Genomic DNA, 25,809 nt, shown 5'->3' on the forward strand with positions numbered 1-25,809 from the left:
GCGTGGGCATGTGAACGAATCCGGACTCGGCGCCGCCGGCATCGCCGTCGGCCTGGCCTATCTCGCTCTCTCGGTCTTCGTGATTCTCGCCCGGCTGCCGCGGCAGGACCGGCTGAACCTGCCGCCGGTCGCCTGGCCGCTCTGGCGCCGCACCCGCCTGCCGATGACGCTCGCCGCCGTGGCGACCGGCGCCTTCGCCCTCGCCTCGAGCCTGCTTCCACCCGGCTCGGCCGTGGCTTCCGGCACCTGGATGGCGGCGCTGCTCGGCTGGACCGGCGCGGTCGTCATCCTCGATGCGGTCTCCCGCGGCAAGAGGCTGCGCGAGCTGCCGGCCCTCCAGCGCGGCCTGCTGACCGCGCTCGTCGTCGTCTTCGCCGCGGTGACGCTGACGCGGGCGCTCGCACCGGCGCTGGGCGCGGCCATCGCCATCGAGGCCCAGGTCGTCTTCGCCATCGCCATGCTGGTGCTGCTGGAAAACGTCATGCGCAACGCCGAGCGCGAGATCCTGTGGCATGTCAGCCTGCCCGGCGTCGCCACCGGCGGCCTCGCGCTGGTCAGCCTGCTTCTGTACGCGGCGGTGATCCTGCAGCACCGCTTCAGCCCGCCGCTGATCGGCGCGAGACTCGCCCTGCTGGTCATGGTCCTGCCGCTCTTCGCCGCCGGCGCGATGCGCGCGATCCGCTGGCGGCCGCGTCGGCTGCACCTCTCGCGGGAGGCGGCGTTCTACTCCGCCAGCCTGATCCTCGGCGGCTCGTTCATGATCGTGCTCGGCATCGTCGCCGAACTCGTGCGCGATTACGGCACCAGCCTCGCCGGGGTCATCGAATGGGCCATCATGTTCGCCGGCCTGCTGGTGCTGGCGATCCTGGCGAGTTCCGGCTCGGCGCGCTCCCGCCTCATGGTCGCGCTCAGCCGCCATTTCGCGGCGGCGCCGTACGACTACCGCCAGGAATGGCTGCGCAGCATCGCGACGCTGTCCGCCGATGGCGGGGTCAGCGTCGCCCAGCGGGCGATCAAGGCGCTGGCCGACACGGCGGATTCCCCCAGCGGCATCCTGCTCACGCACGACCGGCAGGCCGCCAGGCTCCGCTACAGCGAGGGGTGGAACACCGCGCTCGAAATCCCGGCCATTCCGGCGGGGACCGACCTGTTCCGCCAATGCTGCGAACGCACGGTCGTCGAACTCGACCCCGAGGGCGTGACCGCGCCGTTCTGGCTCGCCGTCGCCCTGCCCGATCCGCGCGCGAGCGGCCCGCTCGGCGTGGTGCTGCTCGGCCGGCCGCGCGTCGCGCAGCCGCTGCACCGCGAGATGGCGGCGCTGCTCACCGTGGTCGCCGGCGAGATCTCGCTGGTGATGGCGGAGCGGCAGGCCGCGGAAGCCCTGGCCGTCGCCCGCCGCTTCGAGGAAGCCGGCAAGCGCTTCGCCTTCGTCGCGCACGACATCAAGAACATCGCCAACCAGCTCGGGCTGCTGCTCGACAACTCCCAGCGCCACATGGCCGACCCGGAATTCCAGGCCGACCTGATCGGCACGGTCCGCGATTCGGTCGACAAGATCCGCGCGATGATCCGCCGCCTCGATCCGTCGGCCGCCGACCGGGCCGGCCGGCTCGACGTCGGCGCCCGCCTGCGGCATCTGCTCGCCCATCGCGGCAGGGTGGTGCTCGACGAGGGAGACGGTCACTCGATCGTCGCCATCGACCCGATCACGTTCGACATGATCGTCAACCATTTGCTGGACAATGCCCTGGAGGCCGGCACGGCGGCGCAGACCGTCATCGTCGCCCTGTCGCACGAGCCCGGCCGGGTGACGATCCGGGTCATCGACCAGGGCCGCGGGATGAGCGCGCATTTCGTGCGCGAGCGCCTGTTCAGGCCCTTCGCCTCGACCAAGGCCGCCGGCTTCGGGATCGGCGCCTTCCAGACGCGCGAACTGATCCTGCAGGCCGGCGGATCGCTCGACGTGGAGAGCGAGGAAGCGGCCGGCACCACCATGACGATCCGCCTGCCGACGGTCCACGAACCGGCGGCGGAACGCCTCGAAACGGCCGGCATCGATCATGAGTGAGCCCACCGTCCCCGAGCCGAGCCTGCTGATCGTCGAGGACGATCCGGGCCTGCGCCGGCAATATCGCTGGGCGTTCCCCGGCCGCACCGTCCTCGTCGCGGGCGACCGCGACCAGGCCATCGACCAGGCGCGCCGGGCGCGGCCCGAGGTGGCCATCATCGATCTCGGACTGCCGCCCGACCCCGACGGCATCAGCGAGGGGCTGGCCATCCTCGATGCGCTCTTCCGCGAGCTTCCGGCGATCAAGGTGATCGTGGCGACCGGCAACGGCCGCCGCGAGAACGCGCTGCTGGCGATCGGGCGCGGCGCCCACGACTTCTTCGAAAAGCCGGTCGATATCGAGATCCTGCGGATCATCGTCGACCGCGCCTTCCGGCTGGCCGCGCTGGAGCGGGAGAACCGCCGCCTCAGCAACATGGTGGGGCCGAGCCCGCTGCCGCGCGTCATCGCCGGCTCCGAGACCATGCTCAAGACCTGCCGGACGATCGAGAAGCTCGCGCCGGCGACCGCGCCGGTCCTGCTGCTGGGCGAAAGCGGCACCGGCAAGGAGATCCTCGCCCGGGCGCTGCACGATCTCGGCCCCCGCGCGGACGGCCCCTTCATCGCGATCAATTGCGGCGCGATCCCCGAGCCCCTGCTGGAGTCCGAGCTGTTCGGGCACGAGAAGGGCGCCTTCACCGGCGCCATCAAGCAGACGCCGGGCCGGATCGAACTGGCCCAGGGCGGCACGCTCTTCCTCGATGAAATCGGCGACCTGCCGCTCGCCCTGCAGGTCAAGCTGCTGCGCTTCCTGCAGGAGGGCGTGATCGAGCGGGTGGGCGGGCGGCGCCCGATCCCGATCGACGCGCGGATCGTGTCCGCGACCCATCAGGATCTCGACGGGCTGGTCGCCGCCGGCCGGTTCCGGCTCGATCTGCTGTTCCGCCTGAATATCGTCAGCGTCAGGATCCCGCCGCTGCGCGAGCGCGGCGGCGACGCGGTCCTGCTGGCGCGCTTCTTTCTCCGGCGCTTCGCCCAGGACCAGAACCGTCAGGGACTCGCCTTCTCCGAAGCGGCGATCGCCGCGCTGATGCGGCATGGCTGGCCGGGCAACGTGCGCGAGCTGGAAAACCGGGTGCGCCGCGCCGTCATCATGGCCGAAGGCCAGCAGATCGAGGCGGCCGACCTCGACCTGGCGGACGGCGCGCTCGCGCCGCTGCCGGACCTGCGCTCGGCGCGCCGCGAGGCGGAGCGTGAAGCCGTCCAGCTCGCGCTGGCCCGGGCCGACGGCTCGATGGTCGCCGCGGCGAAGCTGCTCGGCATCAGCCGTCCCACCCTGTACGCGCTGATCGACAGCCTGGGCCTGAGCGATGACGTCAGGGCGGACCGCGCCGCCGACGCCGCCGACCCGTCCGGACCCGACGAGCCATGACCGCGCCATCGACGGTCAGGCCTGAACGCAATGCCGCACATGAACGCGAGAAGGGGCGCGCGATGATGAAACCAGCGTCGATCATGCGATCCGTCCGGTCGGTGACACTGTCACTGGCCGTGGCGGGGATGGCGGGCTTCGCCCCCGCCGCCCATGCCGGGCAACCGCGCTCCTACCAGCGGGCGCAGGCGGCCGTGGCGCACGGCAAGCTGCTCGATGCGCGGCTCGACCTGCTGAACGCCGTCCGCCGGCATCCGCATGACGGCGCCGCGCACGCCCTGCTGGGCGAGGTCTCGCTCCAGCTCGGCGATGCCGTCTCGGCCGAGCGCGAGGCGCGCAAGGCCATCGCCGCCGGCTACCAGCCGAACCGCAGCCTGGCCCTGCTGCTGCGCAGCTACGTGGCCCAGGGCAGGTCGATCGCCCTGCTGCACGATTTCCCGATCGGCTCGGCCACCGGGGTCCACGCCGCCGTCATCGCCGTGGGGCGGGCGCGCGCCAACCTGGTCCTCGCCCGCTTCGACCGCGCCGAGGCCGACCTCGCGCGCGCCGCCGGTTTCGCGCCCGATGCGCCGGGCCTGTACGAGACCCGGATCGACCTCGCCATCGCCCGGCACGACCTCGCCGCGGCGCGGCGCATGATCGCCGCGCGGCTCAAGGTGACGCCGGCCGCGCCGGCCCTGCTGCGCCGCGAGGCGCAACTGGACATCGGGGAGGGCCAGCCGGCGCGCGCCGCAACCATCCTGCAGCGCGCCAATGCCGCGGACCCGCTCAACACCCGCGGCAAACTGCTGCTCATCCAGGCTCACCTGGCCGCCGGCGCGCTGCCCGCGGCGCAGGCCGAGCTCAAGCGCGCGGCTTCCCTGCTGCCCCATTCGGCCGGGCTCGCGTATTTCCAGGCGACGATCGACGTCGACGAACATCACTGGCATCGCGCCAGCGCGCTGCTCGATCATCTCGGCGGCATCGCCACGCAGCTGCCCGGCATCCTGTATCTTCGCGCGAGGACGGATGCGGCGCTCGGCCAGCCGGCCGCCGCGCTGACCGCGGCCCAGAAGTTCGCGGCGCAGCAGCCCGGTGACAGCGCCGCGCAGCTGCTGGTGGCCACGCTGGCGGTGCGGAGCGGTCATTACGGCGTCGCCAGCCGCAGCCTCGACAAGCTGGCGGCGGCCGGGAAGCTGGATGCCCAGGCCCTCGACCTGCGCACGGCGATCGAGATCCACGACCACAAGTGGAATCAGGCCGAACAGGACGCGCTTCAGGCCCTCAAGGCGGATCCGAAGGATCTCGCGGCGGGGATCAATCTGGCCGAGCTCGCCCAGCAGCGCGGCGACTTCAAGGCGGCCGAGCAGCGATACCGCGCGGTGCTCGCCGGGGTTCCCGCATCGGCGAGCGCCGTGCTCACCTCGGTCGAGATCCGGCTGGGATCGGCCGCGCTGCTGGCGAACGACGCCCCGACGGTAACGCAGATGGTCGCCGCGCTGGACAAGCAGGGCGCCACACCCGCCGCCGCGCAGCTGCAGGCGAAACTGGACTTCCGCCGCGGCGATCTCGACGCGGCGCGGGCCGACCTGACCCGGCTGCTCGCCGCCCGCCCTGGCTCGGTGACGGCGCAGCTCGGCCTCGCGCGGGTCGACCTGCTGACGCAGCGGCCGGATGCGGCGCTGAAACGCCTGACCGCCGTGGTGAAGGCGCATCCCGCGGACCCGCGCCCCGTGCTCGCGCTGGCCGCCCTGCAACGGACGATGAACCAGCCCGACGCCGCGCTGGCCACGCTCGATCGCGCGCATGACCGTGCCCCCGACAATGTCGCGTTCGTGGCGGCGATCCTGCAGCAGCGGCTCGCGGCGAAGCAGTTCACCGAGGCCGGCAACCTGGTCTCGACCCTCCCGGCCGCGATGCAGCGCCAGCCGCAGATCCTGCTCCTGCGCGCGAAGCTCGATGCCGCGCAGGGGCGCCTCGATCAGGCCGCCCTGAACCTGCAATCCCTGCTGGCCGCGACGCCGGACGACGTGACGTCGCGGCTGGCGCTCGCGCATATCGACATGGCGCGCAAGCAGCCGCAGGCGGCCGAAGCGGTGATCGAGGCCGGGCTCGCGCGCGATCCGCGCCAGCTCGCCCTCATGCAGGCCCGGGTCGGCCTGGCCCTGGCGCGGCACGGCGCCGGCGCGGCCGAGCAGGAGGCGAAGCGACTCGCCGCCGCGCCCGACCACATGCCCGAGGCCGGCGCGCTGGAAGGCGATCTCGCCCTGTCGCTGCATCATTGGGCGAAGGCGGCGGCCGCGTTCAAGGCCGCCTATGACGCCAATCCGTCGCCGGCGCTGGCGGCGGGCGCGATCCGCGCCGACATCCAGGGCGGCCATCGCGACGCGGCGCTGGCCCTGCTCAAGGCGGCGAGCGCCCGGTTCCCCGACAGCGTGGCGCTGAGCGACATGCGGGGATCGGTCGCGCTGTCCCGGGGCGACCTGAAAGCGGCCGCGGCGGAGTACGCACACTCCCTGCGCCTGGCGCCGCAGGACGCGGTGGCGCTCAACAATCTCGCCTGGATCGAGGCGAAATCCGGCAAGCCGGACGCCGAGGCTTTGGCCGAGCGCGCCTATGTCGGGGCGCCGACGCCGCAAACCGCCGACACACTCGGCTGGATCCTTCTCCACGGCACGCCCGGCAAGGCGCGGCGCGCGCGGGCGGCGGCGCTGCTCGATGCGGCGCACCGGGAAGACCCCGCCGACCCGTCGATCGCCTATCACGATGCCGCGGCGCTGGCCCGCACCGGCGAGCGGGGCAAGGCGATCGCGATCCTCAAGCCGATCGTCACGCCGAAGGCCTCGTTCGCCGACCATGCCGCGGCGGCGGCGCTGCTGGCGAAACTGGAGCGGCAGGGCTGAGATCCCGCGATGCTGCATCTCCTGGCGCTGGCCGTTCCGTTCCTGATCCTGCTCGGCATGGCCATGGTGCGCCCCATGGTCGGGGTGATCGCGTTCGACTGGATCTCGCTGATGAACCCCCAGCAGGACCTCTTCGGCACCGGGGCGCATCTGCCCTGGGCGCTGGGTGCCGCGCTGGCGACCGTGATCGGCTGTCTCGTCGCGCATGAGCCGCGCCGATTTCCGATGACATCGACGCAGGTGCTGATCGTCGCCTTCGCCGGCCTGATCACCTTCAACACGCTCTTCGCCCTGGTGCCGGCCAGTGTGGAGAGCCATGACTACATCCAGCTGATCAAGTCGCTCGGCTTTGCCCTGCTCGCCGGCGCCCTCGTCACCAGCCGCCGGCGGCTGCACGCGGTGCTCTGGATCATGGTCATCTCGATCGGCTATTACGGCGTGCGCGGCGGTGGTTTCGCGTTGCTGACCGGCGGGAAAGATCACGTCTACGGCCCGGCCAACACGTTCATCGGCGACAACAATCAGCTCGCGGTGGCGCTGCTGATGACGATCCCGCTGATGAACTACCTGCGCCTGCACGCCGCCCATCGCGCGGTGCGGACGGGTCTGCTCGCGAGCATGGTGCTGACGCTGTTCGCCGTGGTCGCGACCTATTCGCGCGGCGGATTGATCGCCCTCGCCGCCATGGTCGCGCGGCTGTGGTGGAACAGCAGAAACCGCCTGACCAGTTTCCTGCTGTTCGGAATCGTGATGGCCACCGCGATCAGCTTCATGCCCGCCGACTGGAAGGCGCGCATGTTCACCATCCTGCATTTCCATCATTCGAATTCGGCCAATGAGAGAATGACGGTCTGGCGCGATGCGTTCGGGATCGCGCTGCACAATCCGCTAACCGGCGGCGGATTCCAGGCCACCGCCATGCCTGGCGTCATCCATCGCTATTTTCCGATGGCGCAGCAGCGGGCGACCCACAGCATCTGGTTCGAGGTCCTGGGCGACCAGGGATTCCCGGCGCTGTTCGTCTGGATCGCGCTGAACCTCAACGGCCTGTTCATGGCGCGGCGGGTGGCGCGGCGGGCGCGAGGCAATCCGGCCCTGGCCTGGCTGGTCGATTTCGGCCGCATGACGGAGGTTTCCATCATTGCCTTCATGGTCGGCGGATCGTTCCTTTCGCTCGGCTATTACGACTACTTCTACATGCTGCTGATTCTCGTGTCCTCGGCCCTGGTGCTGCTGCGCGCGGAATTGCCCCGGGTCGCCGCCGAGGCGGCGCCTGCGGCCGCACGGGGGTGGCGGGCGCGCGGGGCGGTCGCGCAATGAGCGCCGCGCTTTTTCTCCTCGCCATGATCGCCGTCCTCTGGCTCGGGGTCTGGATTTTCGACGAGCCCCGGACGGCGGATCCGTCCCGCAAGCCGCGCGCGACCCCGTTCGATTACGTCGAGGCGAAGCCGGCCGCACCGGCCGCGGTCACCCCGGCCGCGGGCGCGGGCTGGCGGCAGCGGCGGGCGCAGTCGAAGACGCGGCCGTGATGCGCATCGCCACCGTGTCCACGCTTTATCCCAATGCGATGTTTCCCTCGCACGGGATTTTCGTGGAGACGCGGTTGCGCCATCTCGTCGCCGATACCGGCTGCGCGGCGCGGGTGATCGCGCCGGTGCCCTATTTCCCGTTCCGTGCGCCGCTCTTCGGCCGGTTCGGGCAATGGGGCCGCGTGCCGCGCGAGGATGTTCGCCTCGGGCTCGATGTGCTGCATCCGCGCTACGGGGTGATTCCCGGCATCAGCGGTGCCGCGACGCCGTCGCTGCTCTACCGGGCGATGTGCCGGGGCATGGAGCGCCTGCATGCGGCCGGATTTCATCCGCAGCTGATCGATGCCCATTACCTGTATCCGGACGGTGTCGCCGCCGCGCGTCTGGCGCGGCGCCTGGGCCTGCCGCTGGTGATCACGGCGCGTGGTTCGGATGTCACCGCCTGGCCGGCGCACAGGGGGCCGGCCCGGCAGATCCGCGCCGCGATCCGGCAGGCGGATCACCTGATCGCGGTGAGTGCGGCACTGGCCGAGGGCCTGGTCTCGCTGGGCGCGGACCCGCGATCGGTCACGGTGTTGCGCAACGGCGTCGACCTCGGGCGGTTCGTCGCGATCGACCCCGTGCTGGCTCGCGAGCGGATCGGCCAGCAACGGCGGTATCTGCTCTCGGTCGGGCATCTGATCCCGCGCAAGGGGCATGACCGGGTGATCCGCGCGCTGGCGATCCTGCATCGGCGCGGCCTCGGCTCGCACGACCTGCTGATCGCCGGCAGCGGCGCGGAGGAGCCGCGGTTGCGCAGGCTCGCGGCGTCGCTCGGGCTGGGCGGGCGGGTGCGGTTTGCGGGCAGCATCCCGCAGGAAGATCTGCACGCCTATTATTCCGGCGCGGATCTTCTCGTGCTGGCGTCGAGCCGGGAAGGCTGGGCCAACGTGCTGCTCGAGTCGATGGCGTGCGGCACGCCGGCCGTCGCGTCGCCGGCGCCGGGAAATGCCGAGGTCGTGCGCGATCCGGCGGCGGGGCTCGTGGCCGCGGCGAACACGCCGGAGGCCCTGGCCGACGCGATCCTGACGCTGCTCTCATCCCCGCCCGATCGCGCGGCGACGGCGGGTTTTGCCGCGGCGCACGACTGGCGGAGCATCAGCCTCGGCCAGGCCCGGATTTTCGAGACCGTTCTGGCACGGCGCGGCGCGGCGGCGGGCGCGCCGGTCGAACAGGCGGCCTGCGCATGAGGGGCGCGATGACGATGCTCCGCTCATCAACATGAGGGGCACCGCAGCCGATCCTTCATGGTCTTCGGCGGACGGTCTTCGTAACGCAAGGTTGTCTTAAATTAAACATACTCGCCGCTCTCGTGATTTTTATACCGTAATAGGATTCCAGTCCAGAAATGTGCATAAATCTGTCGCTTTCCCACGATCGCCATGCTATGCCCTGAGGGATCGCTTAACTGATTGTCAGGCGCGTATTTCAGCGAGAGAGGTCATTTTGAAGAACGTATCGATCGACGTGTCTGGCGTCGGGGACGCCGATCGCGTTCCCCGTCGCTGACTGGCCCGCATGAGCATCGTCGTGTCTCCTGCCGCAAGCTGCCGTAAACCCGGTTGGGCGCTCGTCGCCGCGCCCCGCGGCGAAGGGTGGGTGCGCGGGCCTGGTCGGCCGCGGCGTGGTCGGACGATGCACGATCCCGGCCCGGAATTTTCATCACCGCCCCGATGACCGTTTCACGCGCCGCCCGGGATCTTTGACCGGCAAGGAGATTGCAAGCCCATGAATTCAGATCGTTACCGGCGGATTTTTCGCCACAAGACAACCCTGCCGTTGCTGTTCATGGCCGCGCTAAGCCTGGGACTGGCCAGCTGCGCGGCGCCGCCGGCGCCGAAAGTGCCGACCGTCGCGGTTCCGAATCCGACCTACCGGATCGGGCCGGGGGACGTGTTGAGCGTGTTCGTCTATGGCTCGCCCGATCTCTCGGAGGCGGCGGTGCCGGTGCGGCCGGACGGACGATTCTCGATCCCGCTCGTCCAGAACATCCGCGCGGCCGGCAAGACGCCCCTGCAACTGCAGAACGACATCGCCAGGCGGCTGAAAAGCTACGTCAAGAATCCCAACGTCACCGTGATCGTCAAAAGCTTTCACGGCGCGCTCGGCAGCGACATCAGGGTCATCGGCGCCGGCAAGCCGCGCGCGATCCCGTACGTCAACGGCATGACCATGCTCGACCTGATGACCGAGATCGGCGGCGTGCCCCGTTTCGGCCTGGCCAACGGCGCCTTCATCATCCGCCGCACCGGCGGGCATGACGTGAAGATCCCGGTCGCCCTCGGCGCGCTGCTGAACCAGGGCGACCTGAAGCAGAATATCACCCTGCAGCCGGGTGACATCGTCGTCATCCCGCGCAGCCTGTTCTGAGCCGCCGATGGAACAGCTCATCGAAACCGCACTGCGGCTGCTCGCCACCGCCTGGCGCAAGCGCTGGTACGCGCTCGCCACCGCGTGGCTCGTCTGCGCGCTCGGGTGGACGGCGGTCATGCTGCTGCCGCCGAATTTCGAGGCCAGCGCGCAGCTCTACGTCGCGGCCGACCCGGTGCTGACGCCGCTGCTGCGCGGCATCGCCATCAACGGCAATTCCGAACAGGAATTCAACCTGCTCCGCCAGACGCTGCTCAGCACCCCCAATCTCCAGCACCTGATCGACCGCGAAGGGCTGCACGCGCAGGGGCCGGGTGCGCGCGAGGCGCTGGTGCGCCGGCTGCGGGCGCGGGTGACCGTGGTGCCGCAGAGCCGCAACCTGTTCACCATCCGCTATGTCGGTCACGATCCGCGGCGCGCCTACAACATCATCGCCGGTCTGGTGAACATCTATGTCGAGCGCGCGTCGGACCACAACCAGAGCGACATCGACAATGCCGGCAAGTTCCTGCAATCGCAGATCGACTATTTCCACAACCAGCTGAAATCGCTCGAAGCGCGCCGCGCGGCGTTCCAGGCGAAATATCTCGAACTGCTGCCGGGCAGCGACGGCGTTTCCGCCGTGCGGGCATCGGGCGCGCGGGTCCGCAAGCTGGAGACCGAACTGCAGGACGCCAAGGCCGAGCAGGCGCTGCTGGCCAGCGAACTCGCCAAGACCAAGCCGCTGCTGTCGGAAACCCAGGCCGCCGGCGGCAACCCCGCGCTCGCCGCGGCCCTCGCCAACCTGGCCAGGCTGCGCCAGCAATACACCAACAGCTATCCCGGCGTGCAGGCGGCCGAACGGCAGGTCAAGGCGCTCGAACACGGGCCGGCCGGCGGCGGCAAGTCCAGCTACAGCGTGCCGGTCGCCAATCCGGTCTACAAGGCGCTGCATCTCGAAATCCTGCAGACGCAGACCAGGATCCTCGAGACGACCCGCGCGCTGGCGCGCGCCAAGGTGGAGCATGCGAAGCTGACCGCGCTCGCCCGTTCGGCGCCCGGCGTCGAGGCGAAGTTCATCAACCTCAACCGGAATTACGGTGTCCTGCAGAAGGAATATCAGGACCTGATCAGCCGGCGCGAGGCGATGCGCATCGGCGCCGCCGCCAATATCGATGCCAACCAGGTGCAGCTGCAGGTGATCAATCCGCCGGTTCTGCCCCGGCTTCCCATCGGGCCGAACCGGCGCCTGTTCCTCGTCGCCGTGCTGGTCCTCGGCATCGGCGCCGGGCTCGGCGTCGGCGTGCTGCTCGGCGAACTCGAGGGCCGCGTCCGCTCCGAGGCGGATCTGCGCGGCTTCGGCATCCCCGTGATCGGCCAGATTTCCGACATCTCGCCGCAATCCGGCGTGATCATGCCGGCGCTGCGCATCGGCATCGGCGGTTCGCTGCTCCTGGGCGTGTTCGGCGCGCTCTTCATTGCGACCTTCATCATCGGGGGGCTCGGATGAGCCAGAACGAACGTCCGCCGAATTCCGTCCGCAGCCTGATCGAGCGCCTCGCCGCCGGGCTGGACGCCGAGGGGATGCCGGTGATCAACCCGAACGAGCCGCAGGCCGCATCGCAACCGGCCCGCCAGGCATCCGCCGCGGCCGAACCGCTCGCGCTGCGCGCCGCGCGATTCTCCTCGCCCCTCGCGCCGCGCCGCCAGCACCGCCCTGCCGTCGTGTCGCTGGCCCAGCTGGAGGAAAACGGCATGGTCGCCCTTCGTCGTCACCGTCATGTTGGCGAGGAGTTCCGGATCGTCCGCCACCATGTGCTGGAACACTTCCAGCAGGCGCAGGGGCAGCACGACCCGGTGCGCCGCAACAACATCGTCCTCGTCACCAGCCCGCGCGACGGCGACGGCAAGAGTTTCGCCGCGCTGAATCTCGCCGGCCTGCTGGCGGAGGGCGGGGATCGCGACATCGTGCTCGTCGATGCCGATTTCGGCGGCGCCTCGCTGACCGCGCATTTCGGTCTTGCGGAATCGCCCGGCCTTCTCGAATTCGGCGACTCGCCAAGGCAACTCGCCGGATCGATCCCGCTCGGCACCGCGATCGACCGGCTGGTGTTCATTCCCGTCGGCGGTTCGGCCGACGCCGAAGCCCGCACCGCTCTGGCCGCCCAGCGGCATGTCCGCAGCCTGGCCAGCGCGGTGGCCGACAGCTACGAGGACGCGATCGTCGTGGTCGACGCCCCGGCCTGCCTGACCAGGAGCGACGCCACCGAAATCTCCGCGATCGCCGGGCAGGCGATCCTGGTGGTGCAGGCCGGGCAGACGCGCCGCGCCGAAATCGAACAGTCGCTCGACCTGCTCGATTCCTGCCCGCAGCTCAGCCTGCTGCTGAACCGCGCGGCGAAGCGCCGGCGCGGCCTGTTCGCCAGAAGGGGCTGACGCGTTGTCGGCGCCATTGTTCCCGCGCGCCCGCACCCTGCGCATGGCCCTGCTGCTCGTGCCGGCGCTGGTCGCGCGGGAAGGGCGGGCGGTCGCCCAGGCCACGAGCGACGCGGCCGCGTCGTCGTCGTCATCTTCAGCGTCGTCGTCGTCCGCCGGCGTGACGGACTCGTCGATGACCAGCGCGGCGCCGTTCGGCACCGCGGTGCGCCTCGGCGCGCTGCCGAGCCCCTTCGCCTCGTCCGGCGGGCTCGAAGGCCCGGCGCCGCTGCCGAGGGGGTTGGAATTCACCCCCTCGATCGGCCTGTCGGAGGAGGCGCTTGTCGGCGGATTTCCGAAATCCTATGGCTTCGACAACGAATTCATCACCAGCCTGACGCCGGGCCTGCGTGTCGTCGGCACCGCGCCGATCGGGCGCGTGTCGCTCGACTATCGGCCGCAGCTCGAACTCTACGCGCGCGAGAGCCGGGATTCCGGCATCAGCCAGTCGCTGAACGGCAGCTTCGAGACCCAGCTGATTCCCGGCCGGCTCGACCTCAGTGCCAGCGCCTTCCTGACCCAGCAGGCGACGGAAGGCGGCCTGGCGCCCGGTGGTTCCGCCGCCATCGCGCCGAACGCGCGCACCACCACGCAGAGCTACCTGGTCAGCCCGCATTACCGCTACAGGTTTCGCGGGCTGGGCCGGCTCGATCTGGTGTATCTGGCCCAGTATACGCGGCAGACCGGCAACAGCGCCGCGCTGTCCGGCAGCCAGCTTCCCTATTTCGTGCCGAACGACGTCTTTTCGCAGACGGGCAGCGCGCAGTTCACCACGGTGCCGATCTTCCCCGATCTCGACGATGTCGTCCTCGTCACCGCCTCGCAGGACACCGGCACCGGCGTGCTGGACGGATCGAGCCAGATGCGGGCCGAGGACCGGGTCCGCTACGCCTTCCTGCCGCAGGAATTTCTCATCGTTTCCGGCGGCTACGAAAATCTCCGCTACCAGGGCTTTCCGCCGACCCATATCGCCGATGCCGTCTGGAGCATCGGCCTGCATCTGCATCCGCGCCGCGACGTCGATATCCGGCTCGCCTATCGCCACCGCGACGGGTTCGACGCGCCCTATCTGCGCGCCACCCTGCAACTGACGCCGCGCACCACACTATCGGCCAGTTATTCGGAAACGCTGGCCACCCAGGCCCAGGCCATCGCGGCCAACCTTGCCGGCAGCACGGTGAGCGCCGGCGGGCAGATCGTCGCCACCGGCACGCAGGTGCCGCTGCTGCTGACCAATAACAGCCTCAGCGTCCAGTCGGGCCTGTTCCGCACGCGGCAGTTCTCGATCGCGACCATCACCCGCTGGTCGCGCGACCGTCTCTCGCTCAACCTCGTGCGCAGCGACGAAACCCTGGTCGCCAACGCGCCCGGCACGTCCGGCTTTTCGCAGCGCAGCCTGTCGGCGTCGGCCACGTTTTCGCATCAGCTCACGCGGAGCGCGACGGTCAGCGCCTATTTCGACTACAGCACGCTCGATACGCCGCAGGGCGGAGCACTGGCCGGGCTCGGCCAGAGCCCGGTCTATACCGGCGCCCTGACCGGCACTTATCAAACCGCCAACCGGCTCGAATTCGACCTGCAGCTCGCGGTCACCAACACATCGCTCAACGGCTACGGCGTTTCGCCCGGCATCGCCGGCAACGGGGTGCAGGCGAGCATCACCTTCGGCGTGCAGAAGGTGTTCTGAGCGTGGATCTGCTTCGAAGCCATTTCAACCTGCGGGAAATGCCGTTCCGGCTGACGCCGGACGAGCGCTATTTCTTCGAGAGCGGCGAACATGGCCGGGCGATGGCGCATCTGCTGTTCGGCCTCTCCCAGGGGGATGGCTTCGTGGTGATCACCGGCGAGGTCGGCGCCGGCAAGACCACGCTGATGGAGCGCCTGCTCGCGCGCCTCAACCCGAGCGCCTACCGGCCCGCGGTGATCACGACGCCGGCGGTCAGCGGCTGGTCGCTGCTCCGCCTGATCGGGGCGGAATTCGGCATCACCCGCGTCGCCGACCAGGCCGAGTTCCTCGGGCAGATCTGCGAGCGCTGGCGCGGCGACCATGCCCGCGGGCGCCGCCCCGTCATCGTCATCGACGAGGCGCAGGCCCTGCCGGCGCAGACGCTGGAAATCCTGCGCCTGCTCTCCAACCTCGCGGACCGGTCTCGCCCGCTGATGCAGGTCATCCTTCTGGGCCAGCCGGAATTCCGCCGCACGCTCGCCAGCCCGCAGATGGAACAGCTGCGCCAGCGGGTCCTCGCCTCCTACCATCTGAACCCGCTGCCGGCCGCCGACGTTGCCGCCTATATCCGGCACCGGCTCGCCGCGGCCGGCTGCGAGCGCGACGACCTGTTCGACGAGGGCGCGGTCGCCGCGATCCATGCCGCCACCAACGGCGTGCCGCGCCGCATCAACCGCCTCTGCGCCAGGCTGCTGTTCAACGCCGCACTGGAGGGCGAGCAGCATATCGGCGCGGCGGCGGCGAAGCGGATCGCCGACGAGCTCGAACGCGACCTCACCGCCGGCAGCCCGCCCGAGCCGGCCCCGCGCGCGCGGTCACGCACCGGCCTGGTCGAGCCGGCCGGCTTCGATCCCGACGATGCGCCGGCCTCTCCGGAGTTCTTCCGATGAGCCTGACCGGGGCCATGACCATCGATGTCGAGGATTATTTCCAGGTGCAGGCCTTCGCCGACGTGATCGACCGCGAGAGCTGGGAGCGCTGGCCGCGGCGCGTCGAGGCCAATACGGAATGGATGCTCGAGGCGCTGGCCGCGCGCGGCGTGCACGCGACCTTCTTCACCCTCGGCTGGGTGGCCGAGCGGCACAGGGGTCTGGTCCGCCGCATCGTCGCGGCCGGGCACGAGCTCGCCAGCCACGGCTACGGGCACCAGCTGGTCGACCGCATCGGGCCGGAGGCCTTCCGCGCCGACCTCGCCCGCGCCCGCGCCGCGCTGGAGGATGCCGGCGGCGTCGCGGTGATCGGCTATCGGGCGCCGACCTTCTCGATCGGGCCGCACGTGCCCTGGGCGTGGGAGATCCTCGAGGAGACCGGGCATCGCTACACCTCCAGCCTGTTCCCGGTGAAGCACGACCTCTACGGCACGCCGGATGCCGCGCGCGTGCCGTTCCGGCCGGCGGGATCGTCGCTCTGGGAAATTCCGCTCACCACCGTTCACGGCTTCGGGCGGAACTGGCCCTGCGCCGGCGGCGGCTATTTCCGCCTGCTGCCCTATGCCGCCTATCGCGGCGCGGTGCGGCACCTGCACCGGCGGGAAGGGCGGCCGCAGATCTTCTACACCCATCCCTGGGAACTCGACCCCGGGCAGCCGCACATCCCCCATGCCCGGCTCAGCGCGCGGTTTCGCCACCGGGTCAATCTCGGCCGGATGAAGACGCGCTTCGCGGCCCTGCTGGAGGATTTCGCATGGGACCGGATGGACCGGGTCTATGCCGATCTTCTCGACCCGTCCCGCCCGTGCTGACATGACGCTCCGTTACCGCCCCGCCGAACCGCGCGACGCCGCCGCCTGGGATGCGTTCGTCGACACCCATCCCGACGCGACCTTCTTTCACCGCTTCGCCTGGGGCGGGATTCTCGCCACCGGCTTCGGGCATCGGCCGCATTTCCTGCTCGCCGAGCGCGACGGGCAGGTCTGCGGCGTGCTGCCGCTGATGGAGGTGAAGACGCTGTTGTTCGGCCATGCGCTGGTCTCGCTGCCCTTCGCCGTCTATGGCGGCCCGCTGGCGGCGGATGCCGAGACGCTGCAGGGCCTCGCCGAGGCGGCGCTGGCGCTGCAACGCCGGCTGGGCGCGCCGGTGTGCGAATTCCGCGCGCGCGGCGGGCTCGACCTCGACCCGCAGCGCTTCGTCACCCCCGAGCCGCTCTATTTCACCTTCCGCAAGACGCTGCCCGAGGGCGAGGACGACCTGCTGAAGGCGATCCCGCGCAAGCAGCGCGCCGTGGTGCGCAAGGCGATCGAGCGCGGGCTGACCAGCCGGATCGAGCACACGGTCGAGCCGTTCTTTTCGCTCTATGCCGAGAGCGTGCATCATCTCGGCACGCCGGTCTTCTCGCGCCGCTATGTCCGCGCCCTGCTGGAAGGTCTTGGCCGGGATGTCGAGATCCTGACCGTGCGGCACGAGGACCGGCCGGTCTGCGCCGTGCTGTCCTTCGTGTTCCGCGACGAGATCCTGCCCTATTACGCCGGCGGCGGGCCGGCGGCGCGGGGCGTCGGCGGCCACGACTTCATGTATTGGGCGCTGATGCGCCGCGCCCGGGAGCGGGGGCTGAGCGGGTTCGATTTCGGCCGCAGCAAGGCCGGCACCGGCGCCTTCGACTTCAAGAAGAACTGGGGCTTCGCGCCCGCGCCGCTGCCCTATTGCTTCGCGCTGGCGCCGGGTGCCGCGATCCCGGAGAACAACCCGCTCAATCCGAAATACCGCGCCATGATCGCGCTCTGGAAGCGCCTGCCGCGGCCGGTGGTGAACCGGCTGGGCCCGGCGATCATCCGCGGCCTCGGGTGAGGGGCGATGCATCTGCTGTTTCTCGCCCACCGGCTGCCCTATCCGCCGAACAAGGGCGACAAGATCCGCTCCTTCCGCTGGCTGGATCATCTCAGCCGGAAATACGACGTCCATCTCGGCTGCTTCGTCGACCGGCAGGAGGACATGGCGCATGTCGAGACGCTGCGGCCCGGCCTCGCCTCGGTCGCGGCGATCCCGCTCGATCCGCGGCTGGCGCGGCTGCGCGCGCTCGCCCGGCTGCGGCCCGGGATGCCGCTCAGCGTCGGCTATTTCCATGACCGGCGGCTGCGCGCCTGGGTGCGGCAGACGCGCCGGAACCACCCGATCGAGCGCGCATTGGTGTTCTCCAGCGCGATGGCGCCGTATCTCGACGATGCCGACGGGCTGCCGACGCTGTTCGACATGGTGGATCTCGATTCGGAGAAATTCGCCGCCTATGGCGCGGAGTCCGGCGGCCTTCGCGCGCTGGTCTGGCGGCGGGAGGCGCGCACGCTGCTGGCCCTCGAACGGGCCGCGACGGCGCGCTTCACCCGCACCTTCCTGGTTTCCGATGCCGAGCGCGACCGCTTCACCGCCCTGGCGCCGGAGACCGGGGCGCGGACCGAGGCGGTGCCGAACGGCGTCGATACCGGGTTTTTCGATCCGGGGCAGGACTGGCCCAACCCCTATCCACCCGACCGGCCGGCCATCGTGTTCACCGGCGCGATGGACTACCGGCCGAACATCGACGCCTGCCTGTGGTTCGCCCAGAGCGTGATGCCCGACCTGGCGCGGGACCGGCCCGGGCCGGTGTTCCACATCGTCGGCGCCGATCCCGCGCCGCAGATCCGCGCGCTGGCGGCGCATCCATCCATCAACGTGCATCCCGACGTGCCCGACATCCGCCCCTATCTCCGTCACGCCGCCCTGGCGGTCGCGCCGCTGCGCATCGCCCGCGGCATCCAGAACAAGGTGCTCGAAGCCATGGCCATGGCCCGCCCCGTGCTGACCACCACCGCCGCCCTGACCGGCATATCCGCGATCGCCGGGCGCGATGCGCTGGTCGCCGATGACGCGGAGGCGATGCTCTCCGGCGCGCGGGCGATCCTGCGGGGCGAGTGGCCCGGGCTCGGTGCGGCCGGGCGGGCTTCGGTGACCGCAAATCACGGCTGGTCGACCGCGCTCGCAGCACTCGACCGGGTGCTCGCGTGAGCGCTTCATGGCGCCGGGCCGGGCTGGCGCTTGCCCTCGGCATCGTCGGGTTCGGCATCGTCTTCGCGCATGAGGCCGAGGCCGCCTATGGCGTCTGGTGGGCGTCGACGGCGTATAATCACTGCTTCCTGATCCTGCCGATCGCGCTGTATCTGCTGTGGGAACGCCGTGCCGGGTTCGCCGCGCTTGAGCCCGCGGCCGAGCCGCGCGCGGCGCTGCTGGCGGTGCCCTTCGTGGTGGCATGGTTCGTCGCCCAGCGCCTCGGCATCATGGAGGGCCGCCAGCTCGCCGCGATGGGGATCCTGCAATGCCTGCTGCTCGGCGTGCTCGGCCGGTCGGTCTACTGGCATTTTCGCGCGCCGTTCTGGTACCTGGTCTTCCTCGTGCCGTTCGGCAGTTTCCTGGTCGCGCCGCTCCAGCGTTTCACCGCCGAATTCGCCGCCGCCGGCCTGAGCCTGCTGGGGATCGCCCATTATCTGCACGGCACCACGATCGAGATCGCCGCCGGCGCGTTCCGCATCGCCCGGGCCTGCGCCGGGCTGCGCTTCCTGATCGCCGCCATCGCCTTCGCCGTGCTGTATGCGCTGGTGATCTTCCGCTCCACCGGGCGGCGGCTGGCGTTCATTGCCGTCTGTCTCGTCGTGCCGGTCATCGCGAACGGGTTCCGCGCGCTCGGCATCATCTGGCTCGGCTATGCCGAAGGCAGTGCGAAGGCCGCCGCGACCGATCACGTGCTGTACGGCTACATCTTCTTCTCGATCGTGCTGTTCGTGATCATCCTGCTCGGCCTGCCGTTCCGCGAGGATCACGCGCTGCCGGCGGTGGTGCCGGGCGCGCCGGCGCCGGCGGCGCGGGGCACGAGTCTGGTTGCCGCCCTCGCCGTGCTGGCGGTCAGCCTCGCCGGGCCGGCCGTCGCCTTCGCGCTGGACCGGCAGGCGCGGCAGACCGTCGTCGTGCCGCCGGCCAGGCTGGCCGGATGGCGTGCGGTTCCGACCCCTTCCGGCGGTTTGCCCGCCGGCGCCATCCGCAGCGACTTCGTCGACCCCGACGGGTTCAGGGCGACGATCGTCGCCTTTCCGCCGGGCACCGCGCCGGAGCCGATCTTCGACCTGCGCCGCCGGCTCGGCCTGTTCAACCTGCGCGAAGTGCATCTCGGGCTGATCCGGGCAACGGGTTCCGGCGCGCCGAACTGGCAGCTCGCGGTGAGCAAGAACGGGCATCGCATGGCCGCGAGCGATCTCGTGATCGACGGCCGGCTTACCCTCGGCTCGCTGGTCACCCGCCTCTACATGCTGGACGACCTGTTCGCGGCCCGGGATGCGCAACTCGTGGTCGTGGTGACGGCGCCGCGCGGCGGGCTGCCGACCGTTGCTGCCCTGCGCCATGTGCTGGCCAGCCCCGCGCTGACGCCCCCCGCCCTCGGCAAGATCGCCCGCGCCGCCGCGAACCGGTAGGCCCGAGCGGCGCGGGCGCCGCATCGACCGGGGATGGTATGTCGGCCGCCCCCTTGGAAGCGGAAGATTTCAGCCGATCTTGAAGGGATGGGCCGGAGCGTCTCGGGGAGTGAGGGGATGCGCGTGAGGAATGGCTGGCGACTGGGTCTGATGGCGCTGTGGTCTCTCGGCCTCGCCGGATGCGCTGGGCCGCACCTTGCCAGGACGATGAGCGCCTATGTCGGCAAGCCGGAATCGGCGCTGGTGGCGGCGCTGGGCGTGCCGGCCAGCCGCACCGAAAGCGGCGGGATCACCTATGATCGCTACGAGCGGACGATCACCTACTCGGTCCCCGGCTGGGTCGGCGGGCCGCTCTTCGTGGACCAGAGACCGGCGATCGGCGGAATTCCCCCAGCCGTTCCGCCCCAGACCTATCACAATACCTGCACCGTGACCTTCGCCATCGTCGGCGGCGTGGTGCGTTCCTACACGGCGCACGGGTCCGTCTGCTGATCCTGCTTCATTCATCAACAGGATCGGGCGCTGCATACGGTCTGGACGAGGGCGCCGCTCAGGTGGCCGCGAGTGCGCCGGACACGATCGTCCTTGTCACGCCCCGGGCGAGCCGCTCGACGGCGCCGGCCGGGCGGGCCGCGCCATGACGCTGCCGGATGCGCAGAACCGGCTTGCGGGCACCGTGTCTCCATGCCAAGTTTTCCGGCAAATGCCCGATAACGTCAGACCTTATGAAAAGGATCCGGGGCGCGGCGATGATCGGCTCTGGGCCGTTATCGCCACCATCGGCCGTGTTGTACGGATCGCCGACATTCATGCCAGCCACACCCGCGCCCAGGCTGACCAGATCTGGCGCGAGCAGCAGGTGCGGGCCTATCTCGGCTTTCTGCAACGCTGCGAGCTGCCAGTGCCGCGCTATACGATCCGCTCGATGAGCCGCGCGCAATTGCCCCGCGGGTGGCGGCCGCTGCCGGCGCTCGGCTTTCTGAACGGGCGCATGTCCTGAATGGGCGCGGTGCCGCTCCCTCGGGACCGCGCAAGCAATGATCCGCCGTTCCGCTCCGGGCGAGACCTGGCCGCGAACCCGGCCCGGTGCGCGGGAGCGGTGCTCGTGGTGAGGATGCCAGGCGCGGTCACCGGGGCCGGGTTGGCCTGCCGTGCTCCGGTATCGTCAGCCGCGCGTCCGCCCCCGGCGTCGTGAACGGCGCGGCGCCTTGTCGTCCGCCGTGGCGCATGGGCGCTCCCGTGGCCGTTCATCTGCGCAACCGAAAGGGTGGATCAAAAGATTTCATTTGAACGATGGCGGGGACGGGCCAGATCCGGTGCGGACACGGCAGAGCGGAACGGGCCGGGACGATCCGTTCGGACGTGCACGAATTCAATGCAAATGCAGGTCTGGAACATAATCATGGGCAACGACATTCATAATTTCTTCGATCTTGACGAAATCAAGGCGAGATTTCCCGACGCTGCGGATTCCGTGATTGTCGATGCCTATCTGTCGGACAGTGAATCGGCAAGTTCCCGTGTCTTTCGTTTGTATCGGCCATTGCCGAGGCATTTTCACATGAATTGCGACGAGCACCTCCTGCTCCTGGATGGCGAGGCCGATTTCAGCCTGGCCGACGAGCCGCCGCGCCGGCTTCGCGCGGGCCAGATGGTGATGTTCCTGCGTCACGTCGTGCATGCGATCCGGCCGGTCGAAGGCGCCGCCCCCGCGATATTCCTGACCGTCGACACGCCACGCCGCGCGCCGGACGATGTGCATTTCGTGGACCCGGCAGATGAGGCGGGCGCGCGCTTCGTGACCCATCTCGCGGGCTACGGAAGCCGCCGGTGACGAACGGGTTCCGGGGCCCTCGGCGCCGATGATCGGGAGGCGGCCGATCGCGTCGGACCCCAGTTAAACAGCGGGTTTTCCTAAGCAATTGAAAAGGCGTGTGAAATCTGGCGTGCGCCGGAGCTGTGGCACTACAGGGCGGAATGCGCAGCCGGATCAGGTTACGGCTTGCTGGGGGGTCTGCAGACGGGGCGGCAGGGCGATGCGGGCGGCTTTGAAGGCTGTGGCCGCCGCAACGCCGGCTTCGGTGCGCAGCTGCCAGCGCTTGCCGTTCTGACTGATTTCGCCGTGCTGCAGTCTGTCGAGATCACGAAGGAGATCGGCCCATTCGACGCGCTTGCCGGCCCGGCGGAGTTTTTCGTCGAGCGCCTGGTGCAGGATCAGCGCGAGAAAAGAACAGAACACATGGCCGCGGATGGCGGCGTCGGAGGAATGGTAGATTGGCCGGGTGCGCATCGTCGCCTTCGCCACACGGAACAGCCGTTCGACATTCTGCAGGTCCCGGTAGCGGAGCACCGCCTGCAGCGGCGAGATCCTGGCATTGGAGCGCAGCACGAAGACGCCGTCGAAGCGGGCTTCCTCGGCGAGCTTGCCGGCGTCGATCTCGAACAGCTTGCTCTTGCGGCCGGGCTTTGCGTCACTGACCGGGCGCAGGAAGCGGCGATAGGCGGAGTTGCCGATCAGCGCCTTGTCGCCTCGCTTCAGCTGACGATCGAGGGCGGCGACCACCTGGCGCCTGGTCTCGGCCTCTTCGATGGCCACCGCCTCGTTGCGGCAGACGATATAGCGCTTGCCCGCGACCTTGACCTCCTTGATGAAGAGCTGTGTCTCGTCGCCACTTGCGCGCTCGAGGCAGAGCGGGATGTAGGGGCGCTCATCGGCCAGCACCACCTCGCGGACGATGCGGTCGGTGCGTTCCCTTGCGCCGAGGACGTATTCCAGCCCGCGCTCCTCCAGCGCGGCGATCGTCGCGGCGCTGATCATGCCGCGATCGGCGACAACGCAGACCCGGGTGATGCCGAAGCGCGACCGCAGGCGGTCGATCACCGGCACCAGCACCGAGACATCGGCGGTGTTGCCCGGCCACATCTCGGTGCAGATAGGCCTTCCGTCCTGATCGATCACCACGCCCAGGATCATCTGCGCGAGCTGTGGGCGGTAATCCTTGGAGTGGCCCCACGCGCCCAGCGTCTCGCCGCCGGCACCTTCGAAATACAGCGAGGTGGTGTCCATGAATACGACCGAGAGATCGGTGAACAGATCATGCCGCCGAGCGAAGAGCCGCTCTTCCACCAGATCCTTCACCGTCCGTGGCGCAAAGGGCGTGGCATCCGCCTGCTCTGCCTCCGGCAACTCCTCGCCAAGCCAGGCCATGGCGCGGTAGAGGTGATGCAGGCCGAGCTCCTCGGTGCTGGGAATGTCGTAATCGTCGAGCCATTTGTCGCAGGCGCGATCCGAGCCCGAGACCATAATCCGGTGGAGCACGGTGGCGAACACCGCGCGCTCGACCGGGAACTCGAACTGCCGCCCGGCCAGCAGCTCCTCGAACACAGCAGCGATCCCGCTCTCCTGCCACAGTCGGCCGAACAGCAATGGCGCGCCGAACCGGCGCATGCTCAGCGTGGTCGCCTCATTCTCCATGGCGGAGAGCAGCATCATCTGCTCGCAATGGCGGGCGCCGGAGGCCAGGAGCCTCGCGAGCTGGCCGCTTGCTTCGAGTTCGTCCATCCGGCCGATGGTCAGCCGCACAACCTGGCGGACCTTGCCATCGACCCGCTTGTTCTCGACGATCTGCAGGTAGCGACGGCCACCTGATGGTTTGATGCGGAAGAACATGACCCCGACTCCGGACACCACGCTACGGAGCCGATGCAAGCAAGATCAACACACAATCGCGCGATACGTGGCACTACGTTTTTAAAAGATCTTCAAACGGCTCCGAAAAAACCGTTATCTCCCAATCCTCTATCGTGCCGTTATCGTATCGTTCCGGGTTCCACTGTTGAAGTCGGGTCGGACCGCGCACGTTGAACATTTCGTGCTATTTCCGTGCAGGCGGATTCGGTTTTTGTCATATGATGCCTTGGGAAACGTTGAAAAGTCGAAAGCATGACCATCGCCGACCATGTGCGTGAGATCGAATCCGTCTGGCAGGGCAATGCCAGCATGCGCGACCCCTATGTCATCCAGTCCTGGCGCCGCTGCCTCGATGACTACCGCCTTGATCCTGCGGTGAACGCCGAAGCCGTCATCCTCCCCGAGGGACGGCTGAAGGAGCACCGCCAGCAGGCCGAGGGACTGATCGCCATCGCCCGGTCCGGCCTCGAGCGGCTTTATGGCAATGTCGCGAACCAGGCCTATGTCCTGCTCCTCGCCGACCGGGCTGGCGTCACCGTCGAATATCTCGGCGATCCCCGCTACGATGACGATCTGCGCCGCGCAGGGCTCTATCTCGGCTCGGACTGGGCCGAATCGCATGCCGGCACCTGCGCCGTCGGTGCCTGCATCGCCACCGGCGAGGCGTTGACGATCCATCAGACCGACCATTTCGACATGACCCACACGCCGCTCTCCTGCACGGCGGCGCCGATCTACGATACCGCGGGGCAGCTTTCCGCGGTGCTCGACATCTCGCTCCTCAAATCGCCCGTGGAAAAGACCAGCCAGAACCTGGCCCGGCACCTTGTCACCACCACCGTGCGGCGCATCGAACTCGCCAACCTGATGGAACGCACCCGGCGCCAGTGGGTGCTGCGTTTCGCCCTCTCTCCCGAGTTTCTCGACGTCGACCCCGAAGGCGGCATCGCGATCGATGATTCCGGCCGCATCGCCGGCCTCACCCACGGCGCGGCGCGCATGCTCGCCCGCGCCGCGGGGCGCGACTGGCGCCGCCCGGAGCAGTTGATCGGCCAGCCGATCTCCCGCTTCCTCGATCTCTCGATCGACGATCTGCCCGCCCTGATGCGCGGCCGGCCAACCCATGAGCGCGTGCTCCGCGCCCGTGACGGCAATATGCTCTTCGCCCATGCGATCGAGCCGCCGCCCCGTCCGCGCGCAGCACGGCAAACCCTGCCGCCCGCCCTCCGCCGCCTCGGCGGCGAGACGCCTGAGATCAAGGCGCTTCAGGACCGTGCCGCGCGCTTTGCCCGCACCGACCTGCCGGTGCTGATCCACGGCGAAACCGGCACCGGCAAGGAATATCTCGCCCGCGCAATTCACGAGGCGAGCGGCGCGAAAGGCCCCTTCGTCGCGGTCAACTGCGCTGCGATTCCGGAAACCCTGGCCGAATCAGAGCTGTTCGGCCACGCTCCCGGCGCGTTCACCGGAGCGGCCCCGCGCGGCCGCCGCGGCCTGATCGAGGAGGCGGATGGCGGCACGCTGTTCCTCGACGAGATTGGCGACATGCCGCTCTCCCTGCAGACCCGCCTGCTGCGCGTCCTTGCCGAACGCACGGTCCAGCCCCTCGGCGCCGCCCGCCCGCGCAAGGTCGGCTTCCGGCTGATCTCGGCCTCGCATCGCGACCTTCGCGCATTGGTCGCCGCGGGGAGCTTCCGCGAGGATCTCTTCTATCGGCTGAACGTCGCCGCGCTCAGCCTCCCGCCGCTGCGCAGCCGCGGCGATTTCGACTGGCTGCTCGCCCGTCTGCTGGCGACGCGGCAGCGCGAGGGGCGGCCGGTCCGTCTCGCGCCGGATGCCGCCGCCATGCTTCGCGCCCACCGGTGGCCGGGCAATCTGCGCGAACTCGACAACGTCCTCGCGGTGGCGACCGCCTTGTGCGAGGAAGGCGAAATCCGCGTTGCGGATCTTCCCGGCGGTCTTGGCCCGGTCTCCGTTCGAACGGAGGACGATGCGGCCGCTTCGCTCCGCGCCGCGCTCGATGGCTGTGGCGGCAATGTTTCCGCTCTCGCCCGCCGCCTGGGCTGCGACCGTACCACCTTGCACCGCCGGATGCGCCGCCTCGGCATCTCCGGCCGCCTCCGCCCGCAGCGCTGAGCGCCACGGAACGCCACACAGGGGCGCCACACTGTGGCGCCATCCTGCCCGGCCGGCCGCGCATTTCCGCCGAAT

At 69.7% G+C, this 25,809-nt stretch carries 20 protein-coding genes; 19 read left to right on the forward strand and 1 reads right to left on the reverse strand.

Annotated elements, in window-relative coordinates:
* The first annotated feature begins 10 nt into the window (after positions 1–10).
* The 18 genes from prsK (at position 11) to ACMV_RS16490 (ending at position 21,741) form a co-directional block, all read left to right on the forward strand.
* Positions 11–2,068, forward strand: coding sequence for an XrtA/PEP-CTERM system histidine kinase PrsK (gene prsK, locus ACMV_RS16405; protein ID WP_013641129.1), 2,058 nt, complete (start codon positions 11–13; stop codon positions 2,066–2,068).
* On the forward strand, positions 2,061–3,479 hold the full coding sequence (gene prsR / locus ACMV_RS16410; protein ID WP_007423615.1) for a PEP-CTERM-box response regulator transcription factor: 1,419 nt from the start codon (positions 2,061–2,063) through the stop codon (positions 3,477–3,479). The genes prsK and prsR overlap by 8 nt, the downstream gene beginning before the upstream one ends.
* Positions 3,480–3,580: 101 nt before the next feature.
* Entirely contained in the window at positions 3,581–6,361 is a 2,781-nt protein-coding gene (locus tag ACMV_RS16415; protein WP_231844442.1) for a tetratricopeptide repeat protein, read from the forward strand.
* A 9-nt stretch (positions 6,362–6,370) separates the two neighbouring features.
* On the forward strand, positions 6,371–7,681 hold the full coding sequence (locus ACMV_RS16420) for a putative O-glycosylation ligase, exosortase A system-associated (protein WP_013641131.1): 1,311 nt from the start codon (positions 6,371–6,373) through the stop codon (positions 7,679–7,681).
* Positions 7,678–7,890 carry a hypothetical protein gene (locus ACMV_RS16425; protein WP_013641132.1) on the forward strand — a complete coding sequence of 71 codons (213 nt, stop codon included), beginning with the start codon at positions 7,678–7,680 and terminating at the stop codon, positions 7,888–7,890. Before ACMV_RS16420 ends, ACMV_RS16425 begins: the two co-directional genes overlap by 4 nt.
* Entirely contained in the window at positions 7,890–9,119 is a 1,230-nt protein-coding gene (locus tag ACMV_RS16430; RefSeq protein WP_007423879.1) for a glycosyltransferase, read from the forward strand. The genes ACMV_RS16425 and ACMV_RS16430 overlap by 1 nt, the downstream gene beginning before the upstream one ends.
* A 538-nt stretch (positions 9,120–9,657) precedes the next feature.
* Positions 9,658–10,299: an XrtA/PEP-CTERM system exopolysaccharide export protein gene (locus tag ACMV_RS16435; protein WP_012040442.1), complete on the forward strand. Its 642-nt coding sequence runs from the start codon at positions 9,658–9,660 to the stop codon at positions 10,297–10,299.
* Between the two features lie 7 nt (positions 10,300–10,306).
* Entirely contained in the window at positions 10,307–11,788 is a 1,482-nt protein-coding gene (locus tag ACMV_RS16440) for an XrtA system polysaccharide chain length determinant (RefSeq protein ID WP_012040443.1), read from the forward strand.
* Positions 11,785–12,714 carry a P-loop NTPase family protein gene (locus ACMV_RS16445; protein ID WP_013641133.1) on the forward strand — a complete coding sequence of 310 codons (930 nt, stop codon included), beginning with the start codon at positions 11,785–11,787 and terminating at the stop codon, positions 12,712–12,714. Before ACMV_RS16440 ends, ACMV_RS16445 begins: the two co-directional genes overlap by 4 nt.
* Positions 12,715–12,718: 4 nt before the next feature.
* Positions 12,719–14,440: a porin family protein gene (locus ACMV_RS16450; RefSeq protein WP_013641134.1), complete on the forward strand. Its 1,722-nt coding sequence runs from the start codon at positions 12,719–12,721 to the stop codon at positions 14,438–14,440.
* A gap of 2 nt (positions 14,441–14,442) precedes the next feature.
* A complete protein-coding gene (locus tag ACMV_RS16455; RefSeq protein ID WP_007423884.1) occupies positions 14,443–15,369 on the forward strand; it encodes an ExeA family protein in 927 nt (308 codons plus the stop codon).
* On the forward strand, positions 15,366–16,220 hold the full coding sequence (locus ACMV_RS16460) for an XrtA system polysaccharide deacetylase (RefSeq protein WP_013641135.1): 855 nt from the start codon (positions 15,366–15,368) through the stop codon (positions 16,218–16,220). The genes ACMV_RS16455 and ACMV_RS16460 overlap by 4 nt, the downstream gene beginning before the upstream one ends.
* A complete protein-coding gene (locus ACMV_RS16465; RefSeq protein ID WP_414668801.1) occupies positions 16,186–17,262 on the forward strand; it encodes a FemAB family XrtA/PEP-CTERM system-associated protein in 1,077 nt (358 codons plus the stop codon). The genes ACMV_RS16460 and ACMV_RS16465 overlap by 35 nt, the downstream gene beginning before the upstream one ends.
* Positions 17,263–17,268: 6 nt before the next feature.
* Positions 17,269–18,453 carry a TIGR03087 family PEP-CTERM/XrtA system glycosyltransferase gene (locus ACMV_RS16470; RefSeq protein ID WP_013641137.1) on the forward strand — a complete coding sequence of 395 codons (1,185 nt, stop codon included), beginning with the start codon at positions 17,269–17,271 and terminating at the stop codon, positions 18,451–18,453.
* Positions 18,450–19,907 (forward strand): exosortase A, encoded by a 1,458-nt coding sequence (xrtA, locus tag ACMV_RS16475; RefSeq protein WP_013641138.1) that lies wholly within the window; start codon positions 18,450–18,452, stop codon positions 19,905–19,907. The genes ACMV_RS16470 and xrtA overlap by 4 nt, the downstream gene beginning before the upstream one ends.
* A gap of 117 nt (positions 19,908–20,024) precedes the next feature.
* On the forward strand, positions 20,025–20,399 hold the full coding sequence (locus ACMV_RS16480; protein WP_012040450.1) for a hypothetical protein: 375 nt from the start codon (positions 20,025–20,027) through the stop codon (positions 20,397–20,399).
* Positions 20,400–20,544: 145 nt separating this feature from the next.
* Positions 20,545–20,907: a hypothetical protein gene (locus ACMV_RS16485; RefSeq protein WP_007422170.1), complete on the forward strand. Its 363-nt coding sequence runs from the start codon at positions 20,545–20,547 to the stop codon at positions 20,905–20,907.
* 402 nt (positions 20,908–21,309) lie between these two features.
* A complete protein-coding gene (locus ACMV_RS16490; protein WP_231844443.1) occupies positions 21,310–21,741 on the forward strand; it encodes a cupin domain-containing protein in 432 nt (143 codons plus the stop codon).
* Between the two features lie 156 nt (positions 21,742–21,897).
* Here ACMV_RS16490 and ACMV_RS16495 read toward each other — a convergent pair whose 3' ends face one another.
* The gene (locus ACMV_RS16495; protein WP_013635043.1) at positions 21,898–23,577 is read right to left on the reverse strand and encodes an IS1634 family transposase; all 1,680 of its coding nucleotides are present in this window, start codon (positions 23,575–23,577) and stop codon (positions 21,898–21,900) included.
* Between the two features lie 273 nt (positions 23,578–23,850).
* Here ACMV_RS16495 and ACMV_RS16500 point away from each other — a divergent pair, with 273 nt between their 5' ends.
* The gene (locus ACMV_RS16500; RefSeq protein WP_013641140.1) at positions 23,851–25,734 is read left to right on the forward strand and encodes a sigma-54-dependent Fis family transcriptional regulator; all 1,884 of its coding nucleotides are present in this window, start codon (positions 23,851–23,853) and stop codon (positions 25,732–25,734) included.
* Positions 25,735–25,809 lie beyond the last annotated feature (75 nt).

The organism is Acidiphilium multivorum AIU301 (genome assembly GCF_000202835.1).
Lineage (GTDB): Bacteria > Pseudomonadota > Alphaproteobacteria > Acetobacterales > Acetobacteraceae > Acidiphilium > Acidiphilium multivorum.